Annotated in this window: 21 protein-coding genes; 15 read left to right on the top strand and 6 right to left on the bottom strand. The window is 42.0% G+C overall.

Features of this window, described 5'->3' with window-relative positions; genetic code table 11:
* Window positions 1-54 precede the first annotated feature (54 nt).
* The 3 genes from CDC33_RS18400 to CDC33_RS18410 are packed head-to-tail and all read left to right on the top strand — an operon-like array spanning window position 55 to window position 2,390.
* Window positions 55-717 (top strand): cytochrome c oxidase subunit 3, encoded by a 663-nt coding sequence (locus tag CDC33_RS18400; RefSeq protein ID WP_109009702.1) that lies wholly within the window; start codon window positions 55-57, stop codon window positions 715-717.
* Between the two features lie 38 nt (window positions 718-755).
* Entirely contained in the window at window positions 756-1,001 is a 246-nt protein-coding gene (locus tag CDC33_RS18405; protein ID WP_109009703.1) for a hypothetical protein, read from the top strand.
* A 21-nt stretch (window positions 1,002-1,022) separates the two neighbouring features.
* The gene (locus tag CDC33_RS18410; protein ID WP_109009704.1) at window positions 1,023-2,390 is read left to right on the top strand and encodes an NAD(P)/FAD-dependent oxidoreductase; all 1,368 of its coding nucleotides are present in this window, start codon (window positions 1,023-1,025) and stop codon (window positions 2,388-2,390) included.
* A 516-nt stretch (window positions 2,391-2,906) separates the two neighbouring features.
* On the opposite strand, the gene msrA is transcribed toward CDC33_RS18410, so the two are convergent.
* The 4 genes from msrA to CDC33_RS18435 all read right to left on the bottom strand — a co-directional run bounded on the left by msrA (window position 2,907) and on the right by CDC33_RS18435 (window position 8,739).
* Window positions 2,907-3,398, bottom strand: coding sequence for a peptide-methionine (S)-S-oxide reductase MsrA (gene msrA / locus CDC33_RS18420; protein WP_109009705.1), 492 nt, complete (start codon window positions 3,396-3,398; stop codon window positions 2,907-2,909).
* A 51-nt stretch (window positions 3,399-3,449) separates the two neighbouring features.
* Window positions 3,450-6,623, bottom strand: coding sequence for an efflux RND transporter permease subunit (locus CDC33_RS18425; protein ID WP_109009706.1), 3,174 nt, complete (start codon window positions 6,621-6,623; stop codon window positions 3,450-3,452).
* A 202-nt stretch (window positions 6,624-6,825) separates the two neighbouring features.
* Window positions 6,826-8,172, bottom strand: coding sequence for an efflux RND transporter periplasmic adaptor subunit (locus tag CDC33_RS18430; protein ID WP_109009707.1), 1,347 nt, complete (start codon window positions 8,170-8,172; stop codon window positions 6,826-6,828).
* Between the two features lie 177 nt (window positions 8,173-8,349).
* Window positions 8,350-8,739, bottom strand: a complete 390-nt coding sequence (locus CDC33_RS18435) for a hypothetical protein (protein ID WP_109009708.1) — start codon at window positions 8,737-8,739, stop codon at window positions 8,350-8,352.
* An 88-nt stretch (window positions 8,740-8,827) separates the two neighbouring features.
* On the opposite strand from CDC33_RS18435, the gene CDC33_RS18440 reads away from it, so the two are divergent.
* Window positions 8,828-9,505 carry a response regulator transcription factor gene (locus tag CDC33_RS18440; protein ID WP_109009709.1) on the top strand — a complete coding sequence of 226 codons (678 nt, stop codon included), beginning with the start codon at window positions 8,828-8,830 and terminating at the stop codon, window positions 9,503-9,505.
* An 81-nt stretch (window positions 9,506-9,586) separates the two neighbouring features.
* The gene (locus CDC33_RS18445) at window positions 9,587-10,858 is read left to right on the top strand and encodes a sensor histidine kinase (RefSeq protein WP_109009710.1); all 1,272 of its coding nucleotides are present in this window, start codon (window positions 9,587-9,589) and stop codon (window positions 10,856-10,858) included.
* Between the two features lie 384 nt (window positions 10,859-11,242).
* On the opposite strand, the gene CDC33_RS38885 is transcribed toward CDC33_RS18445, so the two are convergent.
* Together CDC33_RS38885 and CDC33_RS18450 are read right to left on the bottom strand one after the other, a co-directional pair.
* Window positions 11,243-11,380, bottom strand: a complete 138-nt coding sequence (locus CDC33_RS38885) for a hypothetical protein (RefSeq protein ID WP_181374067.1) — start codon at window positions 11,378-11,380, stop codon at window positions 11,243-11,245.
* A 522-nt stretch (window positions 11,381-11,902) separates the two neighbouring features.
* Window positions 11,903-12,535, bottom strand: a complete 633-nt coding sequence (locus tag CDC33_RS18450; RefSeq protein ID WP_109009711.1) for a TetR/AcrR family transcriptional regulator — start codon at window positions 12,533-12,535, stop codon at window positions 11,903-11,905.
* Between the two features lie 122 nt (window positions 12,536-12,657).
* Between CDC33_RS18450 and CDC33_RS18455 the strand changes: the two genes are divergently transcribed.
* The 10 genes from CDC33_RS18455 (at window position 12,658) to CDC33_RS18505 (ending at window position 26,390) form a co-directional block, all read left to right on the top strand.
* Window positions 12,658-14,025 (top strand): HlyD family secretion protein, encoded by a 1,368-nt coding sequence (locus CDC33_RS18455; protein WP_109009712.1) that lies wholly within the window; start codon window positions 12,658-12,660, stop codon window positions 14,023-14,025.
* A gap of 103 nt (window positions 14,026-14,128) precedes the next feature.
* Window positions 14,129-16,129: an ATP-binding cassette domain-containing protein gene (locus CDC33_RS18460; protein WP_109009713.1), complete on the top strand. Its 2,001-nt coding sequence runs from the start codon at window positions 14,129-14,131 to the stop codon at window positions 16,127-16,129.
* 140 nt (window positions 16,130-16,269) lie between these two features.
* Window positions 16,270-17,376, top strand: coding sequence for an ABC transporter permease (locus tag CDC33_RS18465; protein ID WP_109009714.1), 1,107 nt, complete (start codon window positions 16,270-16,272; stop codon window positions 17,374-17,376).
* 92 nt (window positions 17,377-17,468) lie between these two features.
* The gene (locus tag CDC33_RS18470; RefSeq protein WP_109009715.1) at window positions 17,469-18,590 is read left to right on the top strand and encodes an ABC transporter permease; all 1,122 of its coding nucleotides are present in this window, start codon (window positions 17,469-17,471) and stop codon (window positions 18,588-18,590) included.
* A 209-nt stretch (window positions 18,591-18,799) separates the two neighbouring features.
* On the top strand, window positions 18,800-19,663 hold the full coding sequence (locus CDC33_RS18475; RefSeq protein ID WP_109009716.1) for a DUF6671 family protein: 864 nt from the start codon (window positions 18,800-18,802) through the stop codon (window positions 19,661-19,663).
* Window positions 19,664-20,143: 480 nt separating this feature from the next.
* Window positions 20,144-20,869, top strand: coding sequence for a CHASE3 domain-containing protein (locus CDC33_RS18480; RefSeq protein ID WP_109009717.1), 726 nt, complete (start codon window positions 20,144-20,146; stop codon window positions 20,867-20,869).
* A complete protein-coding gene (locus CDC33_RS18485) occupies window positions 20,866-21,171 on the top strand; it encodes a response regulator (RefSeq protein WP_244919271.1) in 306 nt (101 codons plus the stop codon). Before CDC33_RS18480 ends, CDC33_RS18485 begins: the two co-directional genes overlap by 4 nt.
* Window positions 21,172-22,112: 941 nt before the next feature.
* Entirely contained in the window at window positions 22,113-23,177 is a 1,065-nt protein-coding gene (locus tag CDC33_RS18495) for a Rieske (2Fe-2S) protein (RefSeq protein ID WP_244919272.1), read from the top strand.
* 596 nt (window positions 23,178-23,773) lie between these two features.
* Complete coding sequence (gene ltrA, locus CDC33_RS18500) at window positions 23,774-25,573, top strand: group II intron reverse transcriptase/maturase (RefSeq protein ID WP_219930000.1); 1,800 nt, start codon at window positions 23,774-23,776, stop codon at window positions 25,571-25,573.
* A 31-nt stretch (window positions 25,574-25,604) separates the two neighbouring features.
* Window positions 25,605-26,390, top strand: a complete 786-nt coding sequence (locus tag CDC33_RS18505; protein WP_244919273.1) for a hypothetical protein — start codon at window positions 25,605-25,607, stop codon at window positions 26,388-26,390.
* Window positions 26,391-26,617: the final 227 nt, after the last annotated feature.

The following is a 26,617-nucleotide window of genomic DNA, read 5'->3' on the forward strand; positions in this document are numbered from 1 at the left end:
TTCAATTTCTAATCCCAATGCCCAATGCCCAATGCCCAATTCCCCAATTGAATTATGCAACGTCGCACTCATATAGATGAAAGTCCAATCCGTTTTGATTTGTGGCGGCGACGCTTGCCAAATTGGTTACAGCGATTCCTACCAAGTGGTGGCGGTAGTCATGAAGATCATCATGGTAAAGGAATGTTCGGATTTACCGTGTTCCTGCTGTCGGAAAGCATCATCTTTTTGAGTTTCATCTTTACTTATATTGCTCTACGACTGACTACTAAAAATTGGCTACCACCTGGTATTTCTGGGCCAGAATTGTCTACAATTGTGGTTATTAATACGGTAGTATTACTTTCTAGCAGCTTTGTCATTCAACCAGCAGAAAATGCCCTCAAGCGTAATCAACTCAATAAATTTCGTTGGCTATGGTTAATAACGATCGCAATGGGGAGTTACTTCTTAGTTGGTCTGCTAATTGAGTGGAAAAGCCTCGATTTCAAGATTACTACAGGGTTAGTTGGTTCGACATTTTACTTACTAACAGGCTTCCACGGTCTACATGTTCTGGCTGGTGTTGTGCTTCAGATAATTATGCTGATTCGCTCATTTATTCCAGGCAATTATAATAAGACTCACTTCGGTACAAGTGCAACTACTCTTTTTTGGCACTTTGTTGATGTTGTTTGGGTCTTTCTTTTCTCACTTCTCTACCTTTGGCGAACATAAAAATGTCCAGAAATCCAAATATCTTAAGGAGTAATGTGATGAATCTATTCGTGCAAGAAATACCAGCTTCAGAACTAGCACCAAAAACAATTCAAGAAACTCCAGCACCAGGTCAAGATCCACTAATTGCACGCGGATTACAAAAAGAGCAATATGCTGGCATTATTGGGCTAGCGATCGCTCTGATTGCTGCTGTCGGATTTTTTAGTCGCAGAGTTGAATATGCTATTGCATTGGCTCTTTTTATCAGCGTCATTTTCATTGCATTGTTTTTATTCGTATAGCAAAAGGTTGAAGAGTATTTTATGAACAACCCAATTTATCAAACTGTGATTGTCGGCGGCGGTTTTACGGGGCTATTTACAGCCTTACATTTAGCTCACGAACATTATCCTCGCTCTGTCATCTTGATTGATAAAGATGAGCGCTTTTGCTTTAAGCCATTACTTTATGAGTATTTCGATAGTGAAATGGATAGCTTTCAGGTAGTCCCACGTTTTTCAGAATTACTCAAAGGTAGTGGTGTCATCTTTGTTCAAGATACAGTGCAATCGATAGACTTGCATCAACGGGAAGTTAAATTAGCTTCGGGAAACTCCTATAATTACAGCAATTTAGTATTAGCTTTGGGCAGCGTTACTGGCTATCATCGTGTTGAGGGTGCGAATGTTAATGCTTTTCCTTTCTGGACGCAAGCAGATGCGATCGCTCTTGACCGTCATTTACGTGACTGTTTGCAAAAAGCCGTCCAAACTGAAGATGTAGAACAACGCCGAAAACTATTAACAGTAGCTATAGTTGGTGGTGGTGCAAGTGGTGTAGAAATGGCAGCAACTCTAGCGGATTTTCTACCACATTGGTATAGCGCTTTAGGAGGCAATTCGAGTGAGATTCGTGTGGTATTGGTCAATCATGGTCAAAAAATCCTTGATGGCGATATTAACGATCCACTACGCCCAATTGCTGAGAAAGAATTACAAAAACGCACTATACCAATTGAAATCCTTACGGGAGCAGAAGCTACTGCTGTTCACCCAAATACAATTGAATATAAGAGAAATAATCAACTTGAAACACTGCCAACATACACCACAATTTGGACTGCTGGTACTTCCACTCATCCACTAATTCAAGACTTACCAATTCCTAAAGAACATCGGGATCATCATAACCGTCTCCTAGTCACTCCCACGATGCAATTGCTCGACTTTCCAGAAGTTTTTGCAGGCGGTGATTGTGCAGCAGTTCAAGGTAGTTCACTACCACCTACAGCTCAAGTTGCTTATCAACAAGGAGCTAATATTGCTCACAATTTGAAAGCGATCGCTCTAGGAGAAGACCTTAAGCCAGCAAAGGTAAATATACGCGGAACTCTCTTAAAATTGGGGTTAAATGATGCTGCCGCTAACCTTTTCAATGTTTTTGAAGTTGCAGGAGAATCTGGGCATTTAATTCGCCAAGGCACTTATTTAACGCTATTGCCAACACCAATTCATGACTTTAAAGCAACAACTGAATGGGTGGATGAAGAGATTTTTCATCACCACCTTGACTCTCAAGATGTAGGGAAAAAAATCGTGCAAGCAGTGGAAGTCGTTGGTGCAGGAGTTGTAGGTGTTTTAATTGCCAGAAAATTATTAAAAATGTTGGGAGACGAGGAGAAAAGTAAATAAGGAGTGGGGAGTAAGAAAAAGCTTTTACCCTTGACCTAATCTGCTTTAACAGAAAGTTAATTATAAGTACAGAGGCTGTTTGAACCAATTTCCGTTACGCCGCAGATAATACCACCTGATAAGCTAAACCACATCTAGTTTGCATATCTCAAGTCCAACCCCGACGCTTACAAGTAGGTTGCCTAACCCTCAATTACAGCACTCATGAACTTACTCATCAGTATAGTAACGGGGAAAAACAAGTATTCTCTTTATTTCATCGTGATTTCTGGAAATAAATGTTGCAATCTAGTGCATTATTTATCTTTAGATGGATATTCTATGCTAAAGCTTTTGTTTAAAATCCAGAATCTAAAATCATTTGATTTGGAGGAGTTTTGATAAATAATATTCGCAATCGCTTTAGGGGGTATAAGCGCAAAAGGGTTGAACCATCACAACTAAAGCTTATAGCAAATAAGGGGATTTGCAGTATTCGGCTTTTAAGATCCCAGATCCCCTCAATTCGGTGAAAGATTAGCCTATTTTGTAAGACACTCGTCCATGCTTCTCCAGATATTGCTGATGATACTCTTCTGCTCTATAGAATTGTGATGCAGCTACAATCTCCGTCACAATTGGATTTTTGTGATAACGAGAACTATTTTCAAGCTGCTCCTTAGAGGCTCTTGCTAATAATTCCTGCTCTGGAGTGTGGAAAAATATCACTGACCGATATTGATCACCAACATCCGATTCCTGGTGGTTTGATATTGTCGGATTGTGCTTATTCCAAAACACATTTAGCAGTTCTTCATAAGATACTATTGCCGGATCATATTCCACTTCCACTGCCTCAGCGTGTCCAGTTTTGCCTCTACAGACATCTTCGTAGGTTGGATTCTCAAAGTGTCCCCCACTGTAACCAACTGCTGTAGAAGTTACTCCTTTCACTTGACGAAATGCTGCTTCAACTCCCCAGAAACAGCCTGCTCCAAATGTCGCTTTTTGTAGATTAGCGTTTTGCATATCTTTGACAACTCTTTTGTGATAATTCTAAATGAATCTAAAAGATGATTATCAGTTAGTAGCTAGTTTGTCCGGCTTTTTTGCAGTTGGCGATCGCAGCGATTTACGTCCAGAAAGATCGTACAGTAAACCCATAAGTGCGGGTACGACAGTAGGAGTCAAAATCGTAGAAAAAGCCAGACCACCTGTTAAGACAATGCCTAACCCCTGATATAATTCTGAACCCTGACCTGGTAAAACTGCTAGCGGTAACATCCCTAAAACACTAGTTCCAGCAGACATGAAAATCGCCCGTAAGCGATCGTTTGTCGCATTATATAAGGATGCATCAAAATCGTCACCTGCTTGCTGGAGTTGCAAGGCGCGATCAACTAGTAGAATGGCGTTGTTAACAACCACACCTGTAAGAATCACAAATCCCAAGGCTGTAATCATATCCAATGCTACATTCATTCCCGGAATTAGATTAGCAATTACTAGGCTCAATAGTGCGCCACTCATACCCATCGGCACTGTTGCCATAATTACTACTGGGTAAAGGAATGAGCGATACAACGCCACCAGTAACAAGTAAGTAATCAAAATCGAAAATGCAAAAGCAGCAGCTAATTGACCAACAGTTATTGCTAACTGATCTGCTGAACCTGCCAGTTCTAGCCGATAGCCTGTTGGTAAACTAGCACGCAAAGGATTTAGAATTTCTTCTTCGGTACGTTCTACAAGCCTAGCAAGAGGAGCATCGGGTGCAAGGGAAACAGTAAGACTAATTGAGCGCTCTAAATCAACGTGGTTAATGGCATCAGCTCCCGTTGTTTCCACGACTTCGGCAATATCCCCTAGTTGCACTTGTCGTCCTCGTGTATATAGAGGTAATTGGCGCAGTTGCTCTGGGGTTTCCACAGCAGTATTTTGCAACTCCACTGAGACATCTAATTCTTCTTTGCCATCAATGTAATCGGAGGCAACTTTACCACCCAATGCTGCTTCTACCATCGAACCAATTTCCGCTTCCGAAAGTCCCACTTCGGCGATGCGTTCGCGGTTGGGAATCACTTGTAATTCTCCTGCACCCAATACAAAGTTTGAGCGCACATTCTGAACCCCTGGAAGCGATCGCAATTTCCCGGTAATTTGCTTTTCTAAATCACCAATCTGATTTAAATCAGCCCCAACAATATCCACTTCAAATTCTTTACCCGGATCGCGGAATATAGAAATCCGTGTTGGGATTACAAAACGGTATCCAGCAAAGTTACTGCTTTGGGCGCGTAACCGATCCACCATATCAGCGAGTCCCGTAGTCGTGGCAAATTCTGGTTTTAAGATAGTTGCAATACCTCGCAGCGCCCCTGGACGGTCAACATACATGATGCGCTCAACTTCTGGTTGCGATCGCAGAAATTTTTGCACAGGTTCAGATTGCCGAATCGCTTCTGGGATACTGGTTCCCGGTAACGGTTCTGCCCGCAATACAACTAAGTTACGATTTCCTTCGGGTAAATAATCGGCAGGTGGTAAAAGAAAAATACTAGTCACTAATAAAACAATCGGAATCGACAGCACAATTAACCTGCGACCAATACGCTTACGTCCCAGTGACCAACTGACGGTAGTGGCGAGAAAGTTTTCCAGTTTGCTTTGAAAATGACGAAACACCGCAGAGGTTTTAGCTACCATACGCTCAAACCAATTACCGCCCCGATATTCACCACCCTGCATCATTTGCATGGCTTCCGATTGTTTCAGGAACAATCCTGATAGCATTGGGACTAAAGTTAATGCCGCAAACAGCGAGAATAGAGAAGAGGCAGAAAGAGCGATCGCCATATCGGTGTAGAGTTGCCCTGCTTCACCCGTCACCATTAACAGTGGTACAAATACGACTACGTTGGTTAAAGTAGAACCAAGCATTGCGCCCCAAACTTCCTGAGTACCTTCAATGGCTGCCCGCATGGCACTTTTGCCTTGCTGGATATGGGTGAAAACATTCTCAATTACGACGATCGCATTATCCACGACCATACCCACTGCAAACGCTAATCCCGCCAAACTGATAATGTTTAATGTGCGTCCAAATGCAGACATGACAATGAACACCATAATCAGTGTAGTGGGAATTGTAATTGCCACCACTGCAACGGTACGCATGGAGCCAAGGAACAGAATCAAGACGATGGTTGCTAATAGTGCCCCACTAACTAAGTTGCCTTGAACAAATGCAATGGATTGATTGATGTACTGGCTTTCATCGTAGTTATAAACAAAGCGAATGCCTTGATTTTGTTGGTCAAATTCAGTTTGTAGTGCAGCAATTTCCGCCCGGATGCCTTTAGCAACCTCCGGCACATTCGCCCCAATCTGCCGAATTACACCGACTGCTACCCCAGGTTTGCCGTTGAACACCAACGCGCTATCTTGGGGTTTGCGTCCCATCTGGACTTTTGCTACATCTCGCAAGTAAACTGTGCCTGATTGGTCGCGTCGCAGCACAAAGCCTTCAATTTGCGATAAATCTTGCGATCTGCTAATTGTGCGGACTCGATATTCCCGTCGTCCGAGAATTAATGGCCCACCCCGGATATCACGGTTATTTTCTTGAAGAACTCGGACTACATCACCAATTGCGAGATTGCGATCGCTTAATGCTTTCGGATCAACCTTCACCTCGACTTCTCGTTCTTGTCCACCTACTAACAAAAATTGTCCAGTTCCCTCGACTCGCCGCAAACGGGGAATTACCACTTCTTCTGCTAAGTCCCGATAACGGTCTGCATCCGGTTGAAATCCTTCTTTGGTATCAAACGGAATCCACATCATCGGTGAACTGTTACCACCTACCAGTTCTACACTCGATTCTTGAGCTTCTGGGGGCAAGCTTTCCACCTGCTGTAAGCGGTTGAGAACATCTACCATCCGTTCTCTAGCGTTGGCATCCTGAGCAAATTCTAAGGTAATGCTGCTACGTCCAGCACGAGAAGTACTGCTAATTTCTTGGACACCTAGCACCTCTTGCATCTGTTCTTCGATGGGGCGGGTAATCAGGTCTTCTACCTCTGTTGGCCCTGCGCCCGGATAGGTAGTTGTGATCGTAATTTCCGGGCGATCGCCTCCTGGTTGCAATTCTAGGGGTAACTTTAGTAGGGAGAACACCCCGAACATTGCTAGCAAGCAAAACAAAACAAAAGTTCCATGTCGCCAACGAACGGCGGTTTCAATAAAATTCATATTAATTCGTAATTTAGAAAGTCATATTTAAACTGGGTTTGCAGTATTTTGAAGAAGGAAAGGTTAAAGGAGAAAGAGACGATTCTTCCTCTTTAACCGACTTCTGCAAGAAGTCTATGGAAGTGTGGTACAACCTATGTTTTAACCAACTTTGGGGGTTTAAATCGCCGTCACAAAACGTAATTGCGAATTGCGAATTGTTTTAAGTTGGATCAACTATTTTTACAGGCGCACCATCTTGCAATCCATCACCGCCACGTAGCACAATACGTTGACCAGTGCGTAAAGTGGGATGATAAATTGCGACATTTTTACCCATGTCAGAAACCATCTCGACTGGAATTTGTTTAGCTTTGCCGTCAGCAACTGCAAAAACTAGCCACTCGTTTTGCCTTCTGGTTAATGCATCTCGTGACACCACAAAGCTAGAGCGATTCGAGGGCATATTTAGGTTGCCTGCGATCGCCATTCCTGGTATTAATCCTGACGGGGGTTTGTTAATTTGGACACGCACACGTTGGCGACGAGAAGCAGTTTCGGCAGAAGGGACTACAGCAGTGATGGTGGCGCGTTGTTTCCATTGCGGTAGGGCGCGAGTTGTGAGATCGATTGTCATACCTGGGGTAACTTTACCACTGAGTTCTTCGGGTAACTCTAGGAAAATATCGAAGCGATCGCCTGCTACTAAGGTGACAATTTGACCAGAAGTTTGGACTAAATCACCATTGCTAATATGACGAGTCTGGACTATTCCTGATTCCGATGCCAAAATCCGAGTTCGCTGTTTTGCTAATTCTGCTTGAGCTAAGGTGGCTTTAGCTGCTTCTACATTTGCTCGTTGAGCGGCGATTTCTTCTTGAATCGGCCCAGCTTTTGCTTCGGCCAGTTCTGCCTCGGCTTCTAATCGTTCTCCTTGGATGCTATTCAATTGTGCTTGAGCTTCCACTAACAATCTTTGAGATAAAGCACCTTCTTTGACAAGATCACTCGTGCGTTTTAGGTTATCCCGTGCTTCCAGTTCTCGCGCCTTAGCAGATGTGACAGCCGCTTGACGTTGAGCAATGATTTCAGGACGAGTACCGACTTCCAAACGTGCCAAATTGCTCCGTTGTTGTGCCAGTTGCGCTCGTGCTTGGCTAATTGCCAATTGCTGATCGGTATCGTCGAGTAAAGCGATCGCCATCCCTATTGTCACGCGATCGCCTGGTTGCACTGAAATTTTCTTGACAATTCCACTAGTTTGAGCGCGGATTGTTGACTGCTGAGTAGCTTCTACTTGTCCCAACAACTGGACACTTCTTGTAGCACTTCCAGTTGCGAGGGAGATTGTTTCAATTGGTTTTGGGGGTGGACCTTGTTGTGCAACAGAGGAGCGTGGTGCGCCACCAGGAGTTAACATCCGCCATAGAATAATGCCACCGGTTGCCAGAAATAAAATCAGCAATCTCCAGAACCAAGGTTTACGCGAACGAGTAGGTGCTAACTCAGAAGGCACAGAACTATCTGATTGGGTTTCAACCGTTGAAACTTGATTTTCAGAAGTATCCATAGCAATTAACGGTGGGCTACTGAGGGTTAAGGGCTAAAGATTAACCTTTGAAAGTGAACAATGAATAGTCAAATGTTCGCTATCAACAGTCAATTATTTAGATAAAAGTAAAATTACGTTACCTTTCTTGTAGTTTATTAGATAAATATGACAAAGAAATGTCAGGGTTAGTGAGTGTCATTTGTCATTCGACTCAACTATTAGTTCTTTAACGTGATCGCGCGGTAAGCCTAACTCCTGACTAAGAGCGGCTTCAAGTTTGCTTATATCTGTGATTGGAAATTCAAATACTATCCTTGTGAGAACTGAGTTATTTGTTTTAACGTTCACCCGTGAAATTCCTTTTTGGGGAAGAATTTCCACTTTAATCGCTACTATTCTTTTCATAATCTGTCGTGCCGATTGGGTATCTGCTAGCAGATATTTCTTAGTGAGGTTGGAACGACTTAAAATCTGATCTCCAACAAAATTGCTCCCCAGCCAAAAAACTAACCCAATCAACGGCAAGGACAACCAAAACCCAAAGCCTAATGATCGCAACGCTTGAAAAAGTTGGAGTTGCTGCATAGAAGATATCGGGTTGAGTGCTTAGTGTCACTTTTTAGCTTAATCTTAAAACTAGAAAGCAAAATTACGGCAAGCTAAAGCAAATGGGATGTTGATCTTACTAGTAGAAGATGACCCATCGCAGTTAGAGCCACTGCGGGCAGCCTTGTTAAAGGTGGGGCATACAGTCGATGCGATCGCTGATGGAGAAACAGCACAATGGTTTGCCTTTGGCAAAGACTATGACTTGCTGATTTTAGATTGGATGTTGCCTAAAGTCAGTGGCGTAGAATTGTGTCAAGTATATCGACGGGCAGGTAAGTTGACTCCTGTATTGATGTTAACGGCGAAAGACACGGTTTTAGATAAGGTAACAGGTTTAGATGCTGGAGCCGATGATTACTTGGTAAAGCCTGTGGATGTCCTGGAGTTATTGGCACGAGTCCGGGCGTTAGGACGGCGCACACCTATATGGCAAGGAGATATACTTAGCTTGGGCGATTTGCAACTTCATTTATCCAGTTTGACGCTCGAACTTGGTTCGTTGACAACTCAACTTTCTAGCCGCGAGTTTCAATTGATGGAGTATTTAATGCGTCATCCCCGGCAAGTATTATCTCATAGCCAGATTGAGCAAGCCCTTTGGAGTTGCGGAGAGGAACCAGAAAGTAACGCAGTTACTACCTTAGTTCGCCGCTTGCGCCAGCGCCTACAAACCATTGGTGTGAAAGATTGGATAGAAACAGTGCATCGGATGGGCTATCGAATAAATCCGCCAAATTTGTAAACCGTCAGACGGAGGCAGGGAGCAGGGAGCAGGGGATGAAAAAGTAATGACTAATGACTAATGACTAATGACTAATGACTAATGTTTGATCGTAGCCGTCGTAATCTCGCTCACTGGTTCGCCCTGTCAATGGGTGGAATTTTGTTCGCTTTTGCAGGGGTAGGCTATTGTCTGAATGTAGAAGAACAGTTGCGAGTTTTTGACGACGAACTTTTTTCACAAAGTAAAGTTTTTGCTGCTAAGACTCAATACTCGCTTTATCAAAGTCAATGGAGAAATCAGGGCAGCAAAACTCCCATAGAAAACGGAGCATCTTTAAATGGCGGCCTAATATATGCACGATGGTACAACTCTGATAAACAACTTTTGCAATATATCGGTTCATTGAGTAACAACCAGTTGACAGCAGAACCAGGATTTCAAACGCTACAACTACCACTAGGTAATGAATATTTGATAAGAACCTGGGTTCGCCAAGTCACAATTCCTATTTTTGAAGATAAGCGGCTCATTGGCTACTTCCAAGCAGCATTGCCAATGAACTCTCTACGCGTTAACCTCAACCAAGCCCGCTTGTTTTTAACTTTTGGAGTTCCTGTGACCTTTGGTGTAATTGGCATTACAGGTTGGTTTTTGGGCGGGTTGGCAATGCGACCAAGCCTTCGTGCTTATCAGCAATTGCAGCGATTTACAGCCGATGCTTCTCATGAACTACGTACACCTGTTGCTACGATATTGAGCAATGCCCAAGTTGCCCTAATGCCCCCCGAAGACCCGTTGGAGCAAAGATTGCGGTTGCAAAATATCGCCCAAACTGCTAAGTCTATGAGTACGCTGATCAATGATTTGCTTTTTTTGTCGCGTCATGATGGTTCCCTTGCGGAAACCGGATTAAAATCCGTTGATTTGTGTGAGATATTGCGATCGCTTCTCCAAGATTTTGCAGCCCTTGCTCCTGCCCAAAGTCTTAATTTTAATGCTCACCTTCCAGAGCATCCCATCATGTTAAAAGCCGATGCTAATTTGCTCAAACAAGCTGTGATTAATCTTCTGACTAATGCCTTCAAGTACACACCAGCAGACGGTAAGGTAGAATTACATCTTTTTACCCAGTCTCACTATGCGGTCATTCAGGTCAAAGACAATGGGATTGGCATTCCGTCCACTGATTTGCCACACATATTTGATCGTTTTTATCGTGTAGATACTGTCCGATCTCGGCAAACAGGCGGCTTTGGACTTGGACTTGCGATCGCTCAACAAATTGTGCAACGATACGGAGGGCAAATTACTGTAAATAGTATTCTAGGTCAAGGCTCCACATTTCAAATTAGCCTTCCCCTGAAACTTTAACAAAAATAATCTAAAATGGCTTAGTAATTCCTCTGATAGTTCCAACCTGCTGATAGAGATGACTTAAAGGTGTTAACTCATCCCCTAGCTTGAAGCCCTACGGTGTATACACAAGTCAAATTACCCCCCTTAATCCCCCCTTGGAAAGGGGGGAAATAGGAATCTAGTTCCCTCCTTTTTCCAAGGGCGGAAACAGGGATCTAGTTCCTTCCCCAATCCATCGGGGAGGGTTAGGGTGGGGTAAAACTGACGCGAAAAACCAGGTGAGTAAACTATTTCAGACTTGTGTATACACTGTAGGGCTTGAAGCCGGGGGATTTCAAGTCATTAGTTATTAGTTATTAGTAGTTATACGGAATTTTTTGTGTTTAATAATACTAATGACTATTGACCAATGACTAATGACCAAGACGACTTGGCGACAATTCCTCCCGTACCGAGTAAGTCTTGGTGAGTATAACCCGATAAAGCTACTTCCCGGACTCGACCTAATAACTGTCGGAAACTTGGGGAGCCGGACAAGTTGGTATTGAGCCGAGATATGAGTAAAAACCTGCAAGATGGTCTGGAAACTCCTACTATATATAGGGTTCAGCCATTTTTAAGTAAAATTGGCAGGATAACGCAAATCTTGGGTATGTATCGCTACAAAAACTGGAGTATTTATTAATTTTATTTACAGGTTTTACAGCAAGGACTTTGAGTATCTGTCGCAATAAATTGTCTGTAACTCCTACAGGTAAAGGATTATAGCCCAAAATATTAGCCTTCTACCACAGAGTATTTATAATTCCCTGTGGTAGGCGAAAAGCAATTATTGACCCTCAGACTGCAAGTATCTTCAGGCAAAATCCTACTTTCGCTTCAAGAACGCTCAAACTTATATACAGCAAGGCTTTTCAGACCATCTTGCTGCTTTTTACTTGTATCTCGGCTCAATACCACATTAATCTCTCTGCACAAGAGCAATTAAAGGATAATCATAAAAGTATATGATTAATGTTTAGCTGGCGATGTCGAAGTTTTCGGCTGTAGTACTGTTGTTTATCCAACCGTATTTAGGGACTGGCTCATGACCATGTTTATTAAGCTGTCTAGCAAGCGATCGCGTGATAAAAAAGTAAGTTCTTTGCCATGTAAAATTTCCTCTACAATTACGTAGGATACTAGTGAACCAAAAAAAATATGAGCCATTGCCTCTGGATCGCTGATTGCTAGTTCTGGATGAGATGCAAAATAGTAACTTAGTATTTGCCGACCTCGTTGCACAACGGTTTGGTTATAAAGTTTTGCTAGTTCGGGAAAGTTTTGTGACTCAGTGATTATCAAACGCAACAATGCCAAATAATCGGGATTATCAGCAACTTTGGTTAAATAAATTTCGGCAACTTGACGCAACAAAATTGCTGGTTCCCCCTGCAATTTTTCTATACTAAAAATGCTTTGAAAACAAGCAATCGTCAACCGTTCTATCAACGCTTTAAACAGTCCTTCTTTATCTTGAAAGTGACTGTATATCGTTTGCTTCGATACTCCAGCTGAGGCACTGACACGATCCATACTTGTTCTAGCGTAACCCTCCTTCAAAAATATCCGTATAGCTCCTTGTAAGATTTGCTCCTGCTTTGGAGCGATCGCAGGTAAAGGATTTTCTAGTTGGACAGGGTTTATAGGCATGAATGGTAAATTTTTTTGCGTATATCTTGCTATATCATACTAGACAGTCTAGTATGATGACAAAGAATTCAAAATTTTCAATCCTCTTATACAGAATATTTTTCACAATCCAGGCTGCTACTATGACTCAGACTATCCCGACATCCCCGGAAAATCTTAAAGATGCCCCAGTATCGAAGCCGCAACGCCGCAAAAAACCCATTTTTTTACTGATAGGGCTAGTGGTGGTAGGTGGTATTGGCTACGCTGTGTGGCGCTCTCAACCGCAAGTACCAGCAAATATACTGCAAGTTAGCGGGCGGATTGAGGGTTATGAAACCGAGATTGGGATCAAGCGTTCTGGAAGAATTGAGACAATTGCCGTGCGGGAAGGCGCAGCAGTTAAAAAAGGGCAAGAGTTAATTAAGTTAGACGACACAGACGATCAATTGCTGCAACAACAACTACTTGGTACACAAGCGAGAGTGACATCTGCTAAGTATGATGAACAGCAGGCAATTTCAGATGTAGAGCGAGTCAGCAGAGAAATTCAAGAAATTAACAGCCAAATTAACGAAGCCAAACTTAATTTGCGGCAATCTCAAGGAGATACCCAAGGAAGAATTGAGCAGGCACAAGCAAATGTCGCAGCAGCCAGAGCTACATTGGTGCAAGCACAAGCGCAAGTTAAACAGGCAGCAGCAGAAGTTAATTTAGCAAAAATCAACCGCGATCGCTATGCCCAATTGGTAAAAGAAGGAGCGATCAATCAACAACAATTCGATCAAGCCCAAACTACCCTAGATACAGCAATAGCAACCCTAGAAGCACGACAGGCAGCAGTTAATGCCGAACGCCAACAATTACAGGCTACATCAGGGGCGTTAACTCAAGTTAAAACTACAGGTTTAAATCCTGACATTCGCAATGCCCAGTTAACAGCATTAGTCAGAAAGCAGCAGCAAAGCTATGCTCAACTTAAATCTGCACAAGCGAAAGTCAACTCTGCCCGTGCCAAAGTTAAAGATGCTCAAGCATCAAATCAGCAAATTCTCACGCAGATTGCAGACTCCAAAAAAGATGTAAATGTAGTCAGTCCCTTAGATGGAGTAGTTACAGCTCGGAGTGTCGAACCAGGCGCAATAGTTAGCAGTCAGACTAATATTTTGACAATTGTTGATCCTAAAACAGTGTATTTTAGAGGTTTTATTCCCGAAGGTGATATTGGCAAAGTGCGTCTAGGACAAACAACGAAAATCTTCATTGATTCTGCGCCGGACAAACCATTAGAAGGTAAAGTAATTGCGATCGATCCGCAAGCTTCATTTACACCAGAAAATATTTACTTTCAAAAAGATCGAGTCAGACAAGTAGTAGGAATTCGGATCAAAGTTCAAAACCCTGATAGCTGCTTTAACCCCGAAAATCCTTACACTGAATCAGATTTACCCTGCGCCAAAATGGGGATGCCAGCAGATGCCGAAATTAGTTTGAAGTCAGAAAGCAGATAACAGAGCAACATTTCATTAATTCCTCGCAAATTCTCTGCGTACCTCTGCGTTTAAATTTCCACCTTCAATTCTCCACCACTTTCTCAAGCTAAGAGGCTAAATGATGCAACAGCAAAAAACAGTTGTTACTCCAAACTCACCGCAATCATCTAGCACCACAGCAATTAAAGTTCGCGGTTTGCATAAGCACTATGGAAACTTAGCTGCTGTGCGAGGAATTGATTTGAGTGTCAACAAAGGTGAAATGTTTGGATTAATCGGCCCTGATGGTGCGGGGAAAACTAGCACTTTTCACATTTTGGGCGGTGTGATGGAAGCAACGGCGGGGGAGGTACAAATATTTAATCAACCTGCACGAGATGCCCGATTAATTACAGGTTATCTTACTCAACAGTTTTCGCTGTATTTGGATTTGAGTATTGATGAAAACTTACGTTATGCAGCAGGTTTACGGCAAGTAGCAGATGATTTATTAAGAGAACGCCGCAATAAATATTTAAAATTAATGAATTTAGAGCGATTTGGCGATCGCTTAGTAGGACAACTTTCTGGTGGGATGAAACAAAAGCTGGCGCTGTGTTGTGCTTTGGTTTCTCAACCAGAAATATTGTTATTAGATGAACCTACCACGGGTGTTGATCCAGTTTCCCGGCGGGAATTTTGGGATGTGCTAGGAGAATTATCAGCCGAGGGGATGACAATTGTAGTTGCGACACCATACTTAGACGAAGCTGAACGTTGTCACCGCGTGGCTTTGATGTACAGTGGGCAAATTCATGAAATTGGCACACCCAAAGAATTACGGGCTAACTTAGGCTTGCATCGCTTGGAATTGCGAACAGCAAATCTACAAGCAACAGAAGAGATATTATCTCAGACTGACCAGACAAATATAGTAGATGTGCAAACTTTTGGCGATCGCTTGGATGTTTTAGTTCAAGATATAAATTCCGGCGAAATCCAAGTCCGCGAACTGCTGCAACAACATCAGTTACCTTCTCCCAGTATCGAGCATGGCGAACCCACATTAGAAAACGTCTTTGTCACCCGCCTGCGACAACAAGGTTCTGCGCCGCAATTTTTTCCATTTCCTCGTTTTCGCAAAAGAGGAGCAGAAAAAGTATTTAATACTCAAAACTCAGAACTCAGCACTCAGCACTCAGCACTAGCCATACATGCTAACAACCTTAACCGTGTTTTTGGCAATTTCCAAGCCGTTAAAGATGTCAACGTCGAAGTGCGCTACGGGGAAATCTTTGGGTTGTTAGGTGCTAACGGTGCTGGAAAAACCACCACAATTAAGATGCTGTGTGGATTACTAGCAGCAAGTGGCGGTGAAATTTCCTTGGGCGGTGAAATTTCCTTGGGCGGTGAAACTGGAAATCTGCGGAGTGCAGACTTACGGCGGCGTATTGGTTACATGAGTCAAAAATTCACCCTTTACGACGATTTAACTATTCTGCAAAATCTCGAATTTTATAGCGGAGTCTACGGCGTACCTCGCAAACTCCGACGGGAAAAAATTGATTGGGTAATTGCTACCTGTGGTTTAGAAGGACAAGCAAATATGATTACTGGACAGCTACCGGGTGGTTGGAAACAGCGAGTCGCTTTCGGTGCTTGTGTGATGCACGAACCAGATATTTTATTTTTAGACGAACCCACATCGGGGGTAGATCCCTTGGCGCGTCGCCAGTTTTGGAAGCTGATTAATGACTTTGCCCGTAACGGTACAGCCATTTTAGTGACAACGCACTATCTAGAAGAAGCTGAACAGTGCAACCGCATGAGTTTTATGGTTGCAGGAGAAACCGTCGCCGAAGGTTCACCAAGTTCTATCAAAGCCTCGCAACCGGGACAACTAATAGAAATTATTGTCAATCAAAACCAAACAGCTTCCAACATACTCAAACAACACTTTGAGCCTTGGCGCATCTCGATTTTCGCTGATAGTTTACACGTTGTTCTCGATCAGCCTGAACAGGAAATAAATCAACTAACTCAACTTTTAGAGGCTAATCAAATTACCATCAATTCTTTACGCGCCATTCCTTTTTCTTTAGAAGATGCTTTTATCGGTATAGTACAGCGATCGCAAAAATAGAAAACGAGTATGCAGCAAATTATCCTCCAAAAACCTCTGCGTTCCTACCCTGCGGGAAGGCGAAGCGCCTATGCGCTAACCTCCGCGTTCCTCTGCGTTTAAAAACACTCTGATTTTAGCCAAAGCCGTACCCAATATATATGAAACGAATTATTGCCCAATGTGTAAAAGAAATAGCCCAATTCCGCCGCGATCGCCTGACCTTGGCACTAGCATTTTTATTACCATTCATTACTTTAATAATTTTTGGTTTTGCTATTAGGTTAGAGAGTAAAGATATTCCCTTAATTGTGCAAGATTTTAACCGCACAAACTTAAGTAACAGCTATATTGAAAGACTTTATGCTACCAATCAATTTGTGCCTAAACAATGGTCTGGTGGCAATCCTACACGCGATGCTATAGATAAAGGAATTGCTAAAGCCGCAGTGATTATTCCGCCAGAGTTTAGCCGTGATATTCAAGCAGGTAGAATTACAAATGTACAAGTGTTAATCGATGCCACTGATGTTAACAATGCCCGTGTAATTAGAAATAGTATTCAAAGAGTGACAAACTTTTTCATGCAAGAGCATGGACTGATACCTGCGACTAGTAGTATTACAGCAAGAATGCGTCTATGGTTTAATCCTGGCAGATTAGAATCGCTGTATATTGTGCCAGGAACTTACGGAGTTGTACTATGGATTTTTCCTTCATTGCTTTCAGCGATCGCAATGGTACGGGAAAAAGAAAAAGGAACAATTTTACAAGTATACGCTTCTAGTATTAGTGCCACTGAACTATTACTTGGTAAAGGATTAGCATACCTATTAATTGCCATCGCGGAGGCATTAGTTGTTATGGTATTAGGCTCAATTATTTTCCAAGTTGGCATAGTTGGCAATCCCATAACATTACTACTTGGTACTTTACTATTTCTGACAGATAGCGTTTTTTTCGGATTGCTTTTAGGAGTCCGCAGTAGTAACCAAAATGCTGCTGTACAAGGTGTTTCTCTCGTAGGATTTATCACATCATTATTACTCTCAGGTTTTATTTATCCCCTCAACAATATTCCTTTTCCCTTATCACTACTACCTAACATAATTCCGGCGCGTTATTACATCGATATCACTCGTGATGCCTTCGTGCGTGGTACAGGATTTGCCGGAGTTTGGTTTGATTTACTCATGCTTGCAGCTTTGGGATTAGTATTTTTCAACGTATCACGCCGAGTTTTAAGTCGAATGCAATTACCAAATTAATTTCTCTGTGTCGCGCCAGTTGCTACAACGAGCGGAACCCCTGTAACGCACTGGCTTTTCTGCGTATCTATGGTTAAATCAAAAGTGATTTTATGAAATTTATTCAGCGATTATTTGATAGCCCATTTTGGTCATTAATGCGGAAAGAAATTAATCAAATTCTCCGCAACAAGCAATTAATTATTCTGTTAGTTGTCCCGCCAACAGTTCAATTATTACTCTATGGATTTATCCTTAATCCCGACGTTCATAACTTGCGATTAGGTGTCATTGACTATGCCAACGTCAGTGCTAGTCGGGAGTTAGTTTCAGCCATGACATCAAATCGAATTTTCACTTTAGAATCTGTACCAAGCAGTGAAAAAGCATTGAGTCGTCAGGTAGAAGAAGGAAAGCTAGATGTTGGGGTAATAATTCCTCCCGATTTTCCGCGTCAACTAGCACAAAAATCAGCAGAAATTCAAGTATTTATTGATGCTGTAAATGCTAATACAGCCGGGATTGCCGGAAATTATATGAATCAAATTATCCAGCAATATAATTTACAATTAACCCAAGGTAAAGTAAATCCCCCAGTTTCACCTGAAGTTGTATTTCTTTATAATCCTGGACTGACGAGTAGTTGGTTTTTTGTACCAGGAGTTATGGGTTTAGTTTTAACATTAATTGGGACATTAGTATCAGCAATTACTGTTGTCCGAGAAAAAGATACAGGTACTTTAGAACAATTACTAATGACTCCGGCTGCTAACTGGCAAATATTACTATCGAAAATTGTCCCTTTAGCATTTTTATTAATGGGAGATGTTTTATTAGCTACCACTTTAGCAACAGTAATATTTCATGTACCATTTCGAGGTAATTTTCTGCTATTTTTCGCCCTCTCAAGTATGTATGTATTTGTCGGGATTAGCCTGGGTATTATGTTGGCGACTGTAAGTAGTTCCCAACAACAGGTAGTTTTGACATCTTTCTTTATTAATTTACCAATGGTACAAACTTCTGGAGCGATCGCACCTATTGAAGCTATGCCACCTTTGTTTCAAGCCCTATCTTTACTCAATCCCCTCCGTCATTACATTGCGATCGTTCGAGGTATTTTGCTCAAAGGTGTTGGCTTAGATGTACTTTGGATGAATGTTTTGGCTTTAGTCGCCTTTGCTGTTGTGTTATTAACTATTAGTATTAGTAAGTTTCGCAGTCAGTTAAGCTAGGGAGCAACACTCTAACAGCAAGCCTTAATTAGGGGGCTTTGGGTTTGATGAACTTAAGGGTCATGCGTAGGCGTAGCCCGCCGCAGGCATCGCTACCAGTGCGCTTGCTCTCAAGAAGCTCAAACTGGTTTGCGGCGATAAAATCAGAAGAATCAGCCGTTTTAGAATTACGAAAAGCTACAAACTTAACTTCTAGGGATTAGCGCAGAATGAATGACCAGCAATTATTTAATGATCGTCTGGCTGTGTTGGCGACAATGCACCAAAAAGAAAAGGTAATTGCTCCACTATTAGAGCAAGAGTTAGGCATCAAAGTTATAGTACCACAGGATTTTAATACTGATATTTTTGGCACATTTACTAGAGAAGTAAAACGTCCGGGAACACAAATTGCCGCCGCTAAATTCAAAGCAGAGAAAGCCTTAGAATTAACACGAGAAAATTTAGCGATCGCCAGCGAAGGTAGTTTTACACCCCATCCATTAGTTCCTTACATTTACTGTAACAGAGAAATAGTTGTTTTGTTAGATAAAATCAATAATCTAGAAATTATTGGTGAGGAAATTTCTACAGATACTAACTTTAATCATCAAATTATAACAAATTTAGATGAGGCATATATTTTTGCTAAGAAAGTTGGTTTTCCGGAACATGGATTAGTTGTCTGGTTTGAAAACTTAGAGAATAGATGTAATGAGATAATTAAAGGTATTACAAAAGAAATAGATTTGATAACATCAGTTAATTTTGCATTGCATAATTCACCAAATAGTCAGGTAAATATTGAGACAGATATGCGGGCAATGTATAATCCCACTCGAATGAAAAATATTGCAAAAGCTACCCATAATTTACTCAATAAAATTAGCAGTTGTTGCCCAAAGTGTAATATCCCTGGTTTTGAAATAACTGAAATAATTCAGGGATTACCCTGTGAATTTTGTCAGATCCCAACCACCTTACCACTGACCGCAATTTATCAATGTAAAAAATGTGGTTTTAATCAAGAGAAACTATTTCCTAATGGTATGGAATTTGCAAATCCAGCCCAATGTATGTACTGTAATCCGTAGGGTATCTCTACACGGGGATGATTTAGGGGATTGGTCAGAATTCAATACTGCTCGCTTTGTGCATTCTTAACTCGGCATTGGGTTTAGGTTAAAGGTTTTTTCTTTCCCCTTTCCCGCAACCCCATTCCCCAAAACCCGACAAGTATTGGGTCAGAATTGGGATTGCTGGGGGTGCGTAGCTTGCCGCCGTAGGCATCGTATATTTTTTCTTATTTTCTCTACCACACTTGTTGTCTTATTTGTCAATGGGCAAGTCTTGATTTGGTATAAGCATCGCTATGGCAATTATCCAATTCGGTTATGCGAACAAAGTTATTTTCAAAATCGTATCTATAATATAGGACTAATATTTGATTTCTGAAAAAGCTCGGTACAGATCGAAAAGCCTAATTCCTTATTCCCTACTCCCCACTCACTGCCCACATAGATAATTTCAAAAATCAAATACGATTCCTATAAATGCTGCTATACCATAAGTAAATGCTGCAAATTACTCAAGTTGCATTCAGGCGTAGGCTAATCGGCGCGATCGCTCTGCCAATTATCCTGTTATTGTCGTTGTCAGGAGTTTCAATCTGGCAAATTAACCGCCTGCTCAGGGCTATGCAATGGGTTGAGCACACTGACCAAGTAATTGCCGAAGCAAATGGCTTACAAAAACTATTACTGGATCTGGAGACAGGAGTCCGTGGATATCAGCTCACAAGTAAGCCTGAATTTCTTGAACCTTATCAACAAGCTAACTCTACCATTAATACCACTTTTGATCAGTTGGCTGATTTAGTTTCAGATAATCCCCAACAAAGTCAACGCTTAAGGCAAATCAAGGCAGAGGAAACAGGCTCGAAGAACTCTATTTCTCAAGCGATCGCCCGTAAACAAAGAGGTGAAACTGAACCCCTATCAGCAATTGAGGTTCGCAAACAGAGCATGGATCTGATGCGAAATCAAATTACTGATTTTATTGCTACTGAAGAACAGCTACGGTATCAGCGTAACCAAACAGTCCAACAGAATACTGGGCGAGTCATCTTTATTAGCATAATCCTGTCGCTTGCTGCTGGTGGCGTCCTTGCCTTTTATATTCGACGGCAAATTGCACATGTGTCTGACAATTATGAGAATGCTCTCAAAACTGCCCAAGTACAAACTAAAAATGTTCGGCTTTCTGCCAAAAGCCGTTCCTCACAGCAACGATACGAATGACGCAAGTACTCCGCATTCTGATAATTGATGACAATCCAGGCGATCGCGCTTTAGTAATCCGAGAACTCAAGAGAGAATTTCCGCAATTTCAACCTCAAGAAGTTCGCGAAGCCTCTGGCTTTGCTAGTGCAGTAGCAGCAGGCGAATTCGATTTGGTTATTACCGACTATCAATTGGGCTGGAGTACTGGACTAGAAGTTTTGTATACAATTAAGCAACAGTATCCAAACTGTCCAGTGATAATGTTTACTAACACAGGTAGAGCGATCGCTATTTGTGAAAAGGATATTGCTGATATTTAGATAAAGTAATTTTATGATAGCGATCCAGTGCTTTCGCTAGTCAAATTTTCTCATGGATGAGAGGTAGATTAGATAAAATTTCCAGCCCCAAACTAAAAGTCAATGTATTGATTGGTAACTTTAACAAAATTTGAAACAGGATTACGGAATTGATATCACATCCCTTGAAGTCATAATCGTCAGCACAGAAATTTCCTATTTTCTGACTGAACTTTTTACTTTCCAAATCATTAAAGCTACAAAGGAGATAAATCAACATGAGCGAGAATCATAACCTACAATCCAATACAAAACCTACAAAAAATAGGCCACAACCTCCTAAAAAAATAGGAAAACCACCTAGAACTGAATTCATTAACTCCGAAGAACAGCCAACAGCATCAGACTTATCAGATATTAATTAAAAGTAATTCGTAATTAGACCCGCCAGAAATTTTGGCGTTGGGAATTAAAGGGTGGTCATGAAATAACTCAAGCCAACCCTTTTTAATTATTTGATTCTTCTAATTCATACTTATTTACCTTCATGGAATTGGAGAACGTATCAGATTCATGGGATACCCACAATAACCCTAGTCTTTCTGCTACCCTTCCTTGGGACGATACCAGTACTATACCCGGCAACCTCCGTTATCACCAGCCAGCATGAGTCTATGTACTTTGTAATTGCAGTAGTACTTAGTATAGGAATCCGGTTTGATTTCTGAAAATATACGTAGGATGTGTTAGCACGGAGAGTACGGCATCAAACTCGTGTTCATAGTGCGTTACGAACTCCGTTCTAACACACTCTACAATACTTAATTTCGTTCAAAAATCAAATAGTAATCCTATAGCTTAAATATTGTTAACAAAAATTAGTATTGTGCAAATGCTCGAAGAAAGAAAAATTTTGTCAGAGTAGAAGTAAAGCTTTCGACATTCACTCGTGTGTAAATTAAATGACTCTAATATTTAAAGAAACAACCAACAAAGACAATTATACCCGTGTTGCTCAACTTAAAGATGTTCAGGCAGCAGGTAGTTTGTTAGTCCACAAGGAAAAACATACTATTGTTTTGTTTTACTCAGATAATAAAGTTTATGCAATTGATAATCGGTGTCCCCACATGGGTTTTCCCCTACAAGGTAGCCCTTGCAAAGATGGTATTGTTACTTGCCCTTGGCATTATGCCCGCTTTGATATAGCTAGTGGTGGAACCTTCGACTCTTGGGCAGATGATGTTCCGGCATTTCCTGTAGAAATCCGTGATGGTGAAGTTTGGGTGAATTTAGCGCCGCCAGTTAATCCTCATGTCCACCAACGCCAACGTCTTGAAGATGGTTTAAAGCAGAGTATTTCCTTAGTGATTGCCAAATCAACGATCGCACTGTTAGATATAGGAGTAAATCCGGCTGAACCATTTCAAATCGGTCTAAAATTTGGCACTAGTTACAACAAAACAGGTTGGAGTATAGGTTTAACTATCCATACCTGCATGATCAATCTACTACCTTATCTGGATGAAGAAGACAAACCTCGTGCTTTATTCCACGGACTTTCGGCAGTCGCTAATGATAGTGCAGATGCGCCGCCTCTGTTTGTTGTTCAGCCATTGCCTAACTCTACCGTTGATTTTCCGACTCTTAAAAGCTGGTTTTGCCAGTTTATTGAGGTACGGGATAGTGAAGCTGCACAAAGATGTCTGGTATCTGCGATTCGCTCAGGGGCTAATTTAGAGCAAGTTGCAGATATGCTGTTTTCATCCGCTACAGATCATCGTTATCTCGATATTGGGCATACCCTTGATTTTATTAACAAAGCACTGGAAGCACTTGATGTTGTTGGTTGGGAAGCTGCGGAATCTGTTCTACCTAGCTTAGTTTCGGGTTTAGCTAATGCATCCCGAATGGAAGAATCTAATTCTTGGCGCTACCCTGTAGATTTGGTAGCAATATTAGAGTCGGCTTTTGAGCAATTACCCACTGTCTTAAGTGCGGGGGTGCGATTCGTTCACTCGAAATGAATAGAAATATTCAGGGATGAGTGACATTTGAGAGATAACCCCATTGGGTTGAGTTCGCACTTTAATCTCTCTCAGATGATAACTGAATAACCATGAGGGTGACTCCAAAAGAAATTAAGGAGAAGTCCCTCTCCGTAGGTGCAACGGTAACAGCATCATCCCTACGGTAGCGACTAGCCATCAATCCGTAAAGCGGGATGAAAAGGAGGAACAACTGGCAGCCTAAGCTGGTTCCCTTTCGAGCATGAACCCATGAATAGCAAAAGCAAAGATGCGCCGAACCATCGTAATAAAGAACCAGCGAAATAAGGCTTAATGCGTTGGAGCCAAAAGGTAAGGGATAAAGGGCTGGCAGTTCCTCGCCTGACCAGTTGCACTCCTAATAAACCCGGTGGATAGCATCATTCTAAAGGTTCTAACAATGGTTATTCGGAACGAAGTAACCTTTCGTTTGCTCTCAGTAAGGTCGATAACCGAGTAGGTGCTAACCGTATGCAACGAGAGTAAAGATTTAGTCAGAAGCGAACGCTCTGTTGTAATGACAGAGATATGCTGACGGACTTACGGTGATTTGGAGTGTAAAGTTATGAGTAGCAATGCAAAAGTCTAATACACGACAAATTGCTCCTAAACCTAACAAAAACGGTTTTCTTCCCCTGAAGACTAACCCAATTAGAACGGTTTTGAGTAATGAATCGATGGTGGAATGGAAACACATCAACTGGCGTAAGTTGGAAAGACGTGTTTTTAAGTTGCAAAAACGAATTTACAAAGCATCTCGTCGTGGTGATGTCAAAGCATTTCGCAGACTCCAGAGGACGTTGATGAATTCCTGGGCAGCAAAGTGTCTATCGGTTCGTCGGGTTACACAAGATAACCAGGGCAAAAAGACAGCAGGGGTGGACGGTGTTAAATCACTATCCCCAGAAGCTCGTTTGATACTGGTTACAAAAATAAAACCTAAGTCAAAGGTGAAACCGACACGACGGGTTTGGATTCCCAAACCAGGAACGGATGAGAAACGACCTTTGGGTATTCCCGTAATGAACGACCGAGCCTTGCAAGCGCTGTTCAAACTGGCATTAGAGCCGGAATGGGAAGCACGATTTGAGCCTAACTCATACGGGTTCAGACCTGGGCGCTCATGTCATGATGCAAGAGAGGCAATATTCCAAGCAATTGTGCAGAAAAGTAAATTTGTGCTTGATGCCGACATTGCAAAATGCTTCGACCGCATCGACCATGAAGCACTGCTAAGAAAATTAAATACATCTCCCACCATCCGCCGACAAATTCGAGCATGGTTAAAAGCGGGGGTAATGGATGGTAAGCAGTTGTTTCCAACATCTGAGGGTACGCCACAGGGTGGGGTAATCTCTCCGCTACTAGCTAACATCGCCCTTCACGGGATGGAAGAACGGATAAATAAGGCATTCCCAGAAATGTCTCAAACCATGAGGGAAACTTGGTATCACAAAAAAGGTACAAAGTTCAGAAGCCCTCAAGTTATCCGATATGCCGATGACTTTGTGATTCTCCACAAAGACATAACCGTTGTCCAAAGATGCAGGGAGATAATCTCTGAATGGTTAATAGACATGGGTCTGGAATTGAAGCTTTCTAAAACACGTCTAACCCACACTTTAAATAAGTATGGGTCAGAAAAACCAGGTTTTAACTTCCTTGGTTTTAACATAAGACAGTGGAAAGTGGGTAAATACCACTCAAAACAAGGCTTCAAGACAATCATCACCCCAAGCAAGGAAAAGCAAAAGATACATTACGACCGAATAGCAAGTATCATCGATGACCATAAAGCAGCGCCACAAATGGCGTTAATCAGCCGACTAAATCCGGTAATAACAGGATGGTCTAACTACTATTCAACATCAGTAAGCAAGGTTATCTTTGCTGACCTAGATAATCTCATGTATCCAAAGCTAAAGGCTTGGGCGCAACACCGCCACCCCAAGAAATCCAGGGGATGGGTAACAAAGAAATATTGGCAAACCATAGGTGGTGATAATTGGGTATTCGCAACCAGGCAAGAGGGTAAAAACCCGTTGCGGTTACGGTCACACGCGGAAACAAAAATTATTCGGCATGTGAAAGTTAAAGGCGAAGCTAGTCCTTATGATGGCAACCTAATTTACTGGAGTTCAAGAATGGGAGAACACCCAGAAACGACTACGAGAGTAGCAACACTCTTAAAGAAACAAAAAGGGAAGTGTACCCACTGCCGAATGTACTTTCGAGAGGAAGATGTACTGGAGATTGACCACAAAATCCCCAAAAGTTTGGGAGGTAAAGACGATTATAAAAATCTCCAGATATTACACAGACACTGCCACGATGAAAAGACAACTGTAGATGGTTCAGTTGTGAAGTACGCATGATAAGCGCCGATTCATTGAGGAGCCGGATGAGGTGAAAGTCTCACGTCCGGTTTTGAAGACCAACGGGGTTGGTGACAACCTCGTTGAGTTTACTAAATCTCAACGAGGAACTTGGTCAAACTCGGAGCAATTAATACCAATTTTATTAGGTGAAGACCCACAAGCGATCGCCGACTCGCTCCTGAATGCCCTACAAGCTGGTTGTACAGAAGAACAATTAGCAAGTGTAGTTACTTATACAGCAGCACTGCGTGTAGCTCGTTTTAATACTAACAATGACTTTGGAGATTGGAACTCAGCACATCATCCATTTACTTTTGCTAACGCTGTGCATCAAGGGTTACGACGAGTACCAACAGTTGAACTACTCAGAGGAGTCTTTGATGCGGCGATGAGTGTCTATTTAAATCGTTTTTTGAATGTACCACCAGCAAGACTTCCAGAGGCTAAAGACTCTGTTTCAAATCCTGAAGAATTACTCCAGCAGCTACCAGATTTATTAAATCGTCAGCAGCAAGTTAACCAGACAGGTCAATTAGTGGCTAATTATTTATATAGTGGTGGCAAGCCTGAAAGACTCATGGCGATGCTAGGGAAAATGATGCTTAGAGAAAACCGTGATTTTCATGTAATTCAAGAAATAGAAGCCGCTTTTCGTCAGTATTCTTTATTAACTGACACTCCTGCTGGGATTCATGTATTAGTTGCTGCTGCTCGGTATTTAGCAGCCCATTCTCCCACAATGCGATCGCAAGCACAAACCTATCAAATCGCTTCTCGGTTACATAAAGGCGATCGGCTATTCGAGGAATCTTGACAAGCTCTCGGTTTCTAGTCATGAGCGCCGATTTTGAAAATTGAGTTTTCAATTTAAAAAGCCCTGGTAAAAATCCAGGGCTTTGTTATATCCGCTTTATTAAATGCCAGCTAAAAATCTTTGCCAGCGCTTTCTATACACATAATCATCGCTCAATCATTTGCTAAAAAATACCGCAGAACTACCCAATTTTTACCCATCTTACCTGGGTATTGCCTTAATAATCT

This window comes from Nostoc commune NIES-4072 (assembly GCF_003113895.1).
GTDB lineage: Bacteria > Cyanobacteriota > Cyanobacteriia > Cyanobacteriales > Nostocaceae > Nostoc > Nostoc commune.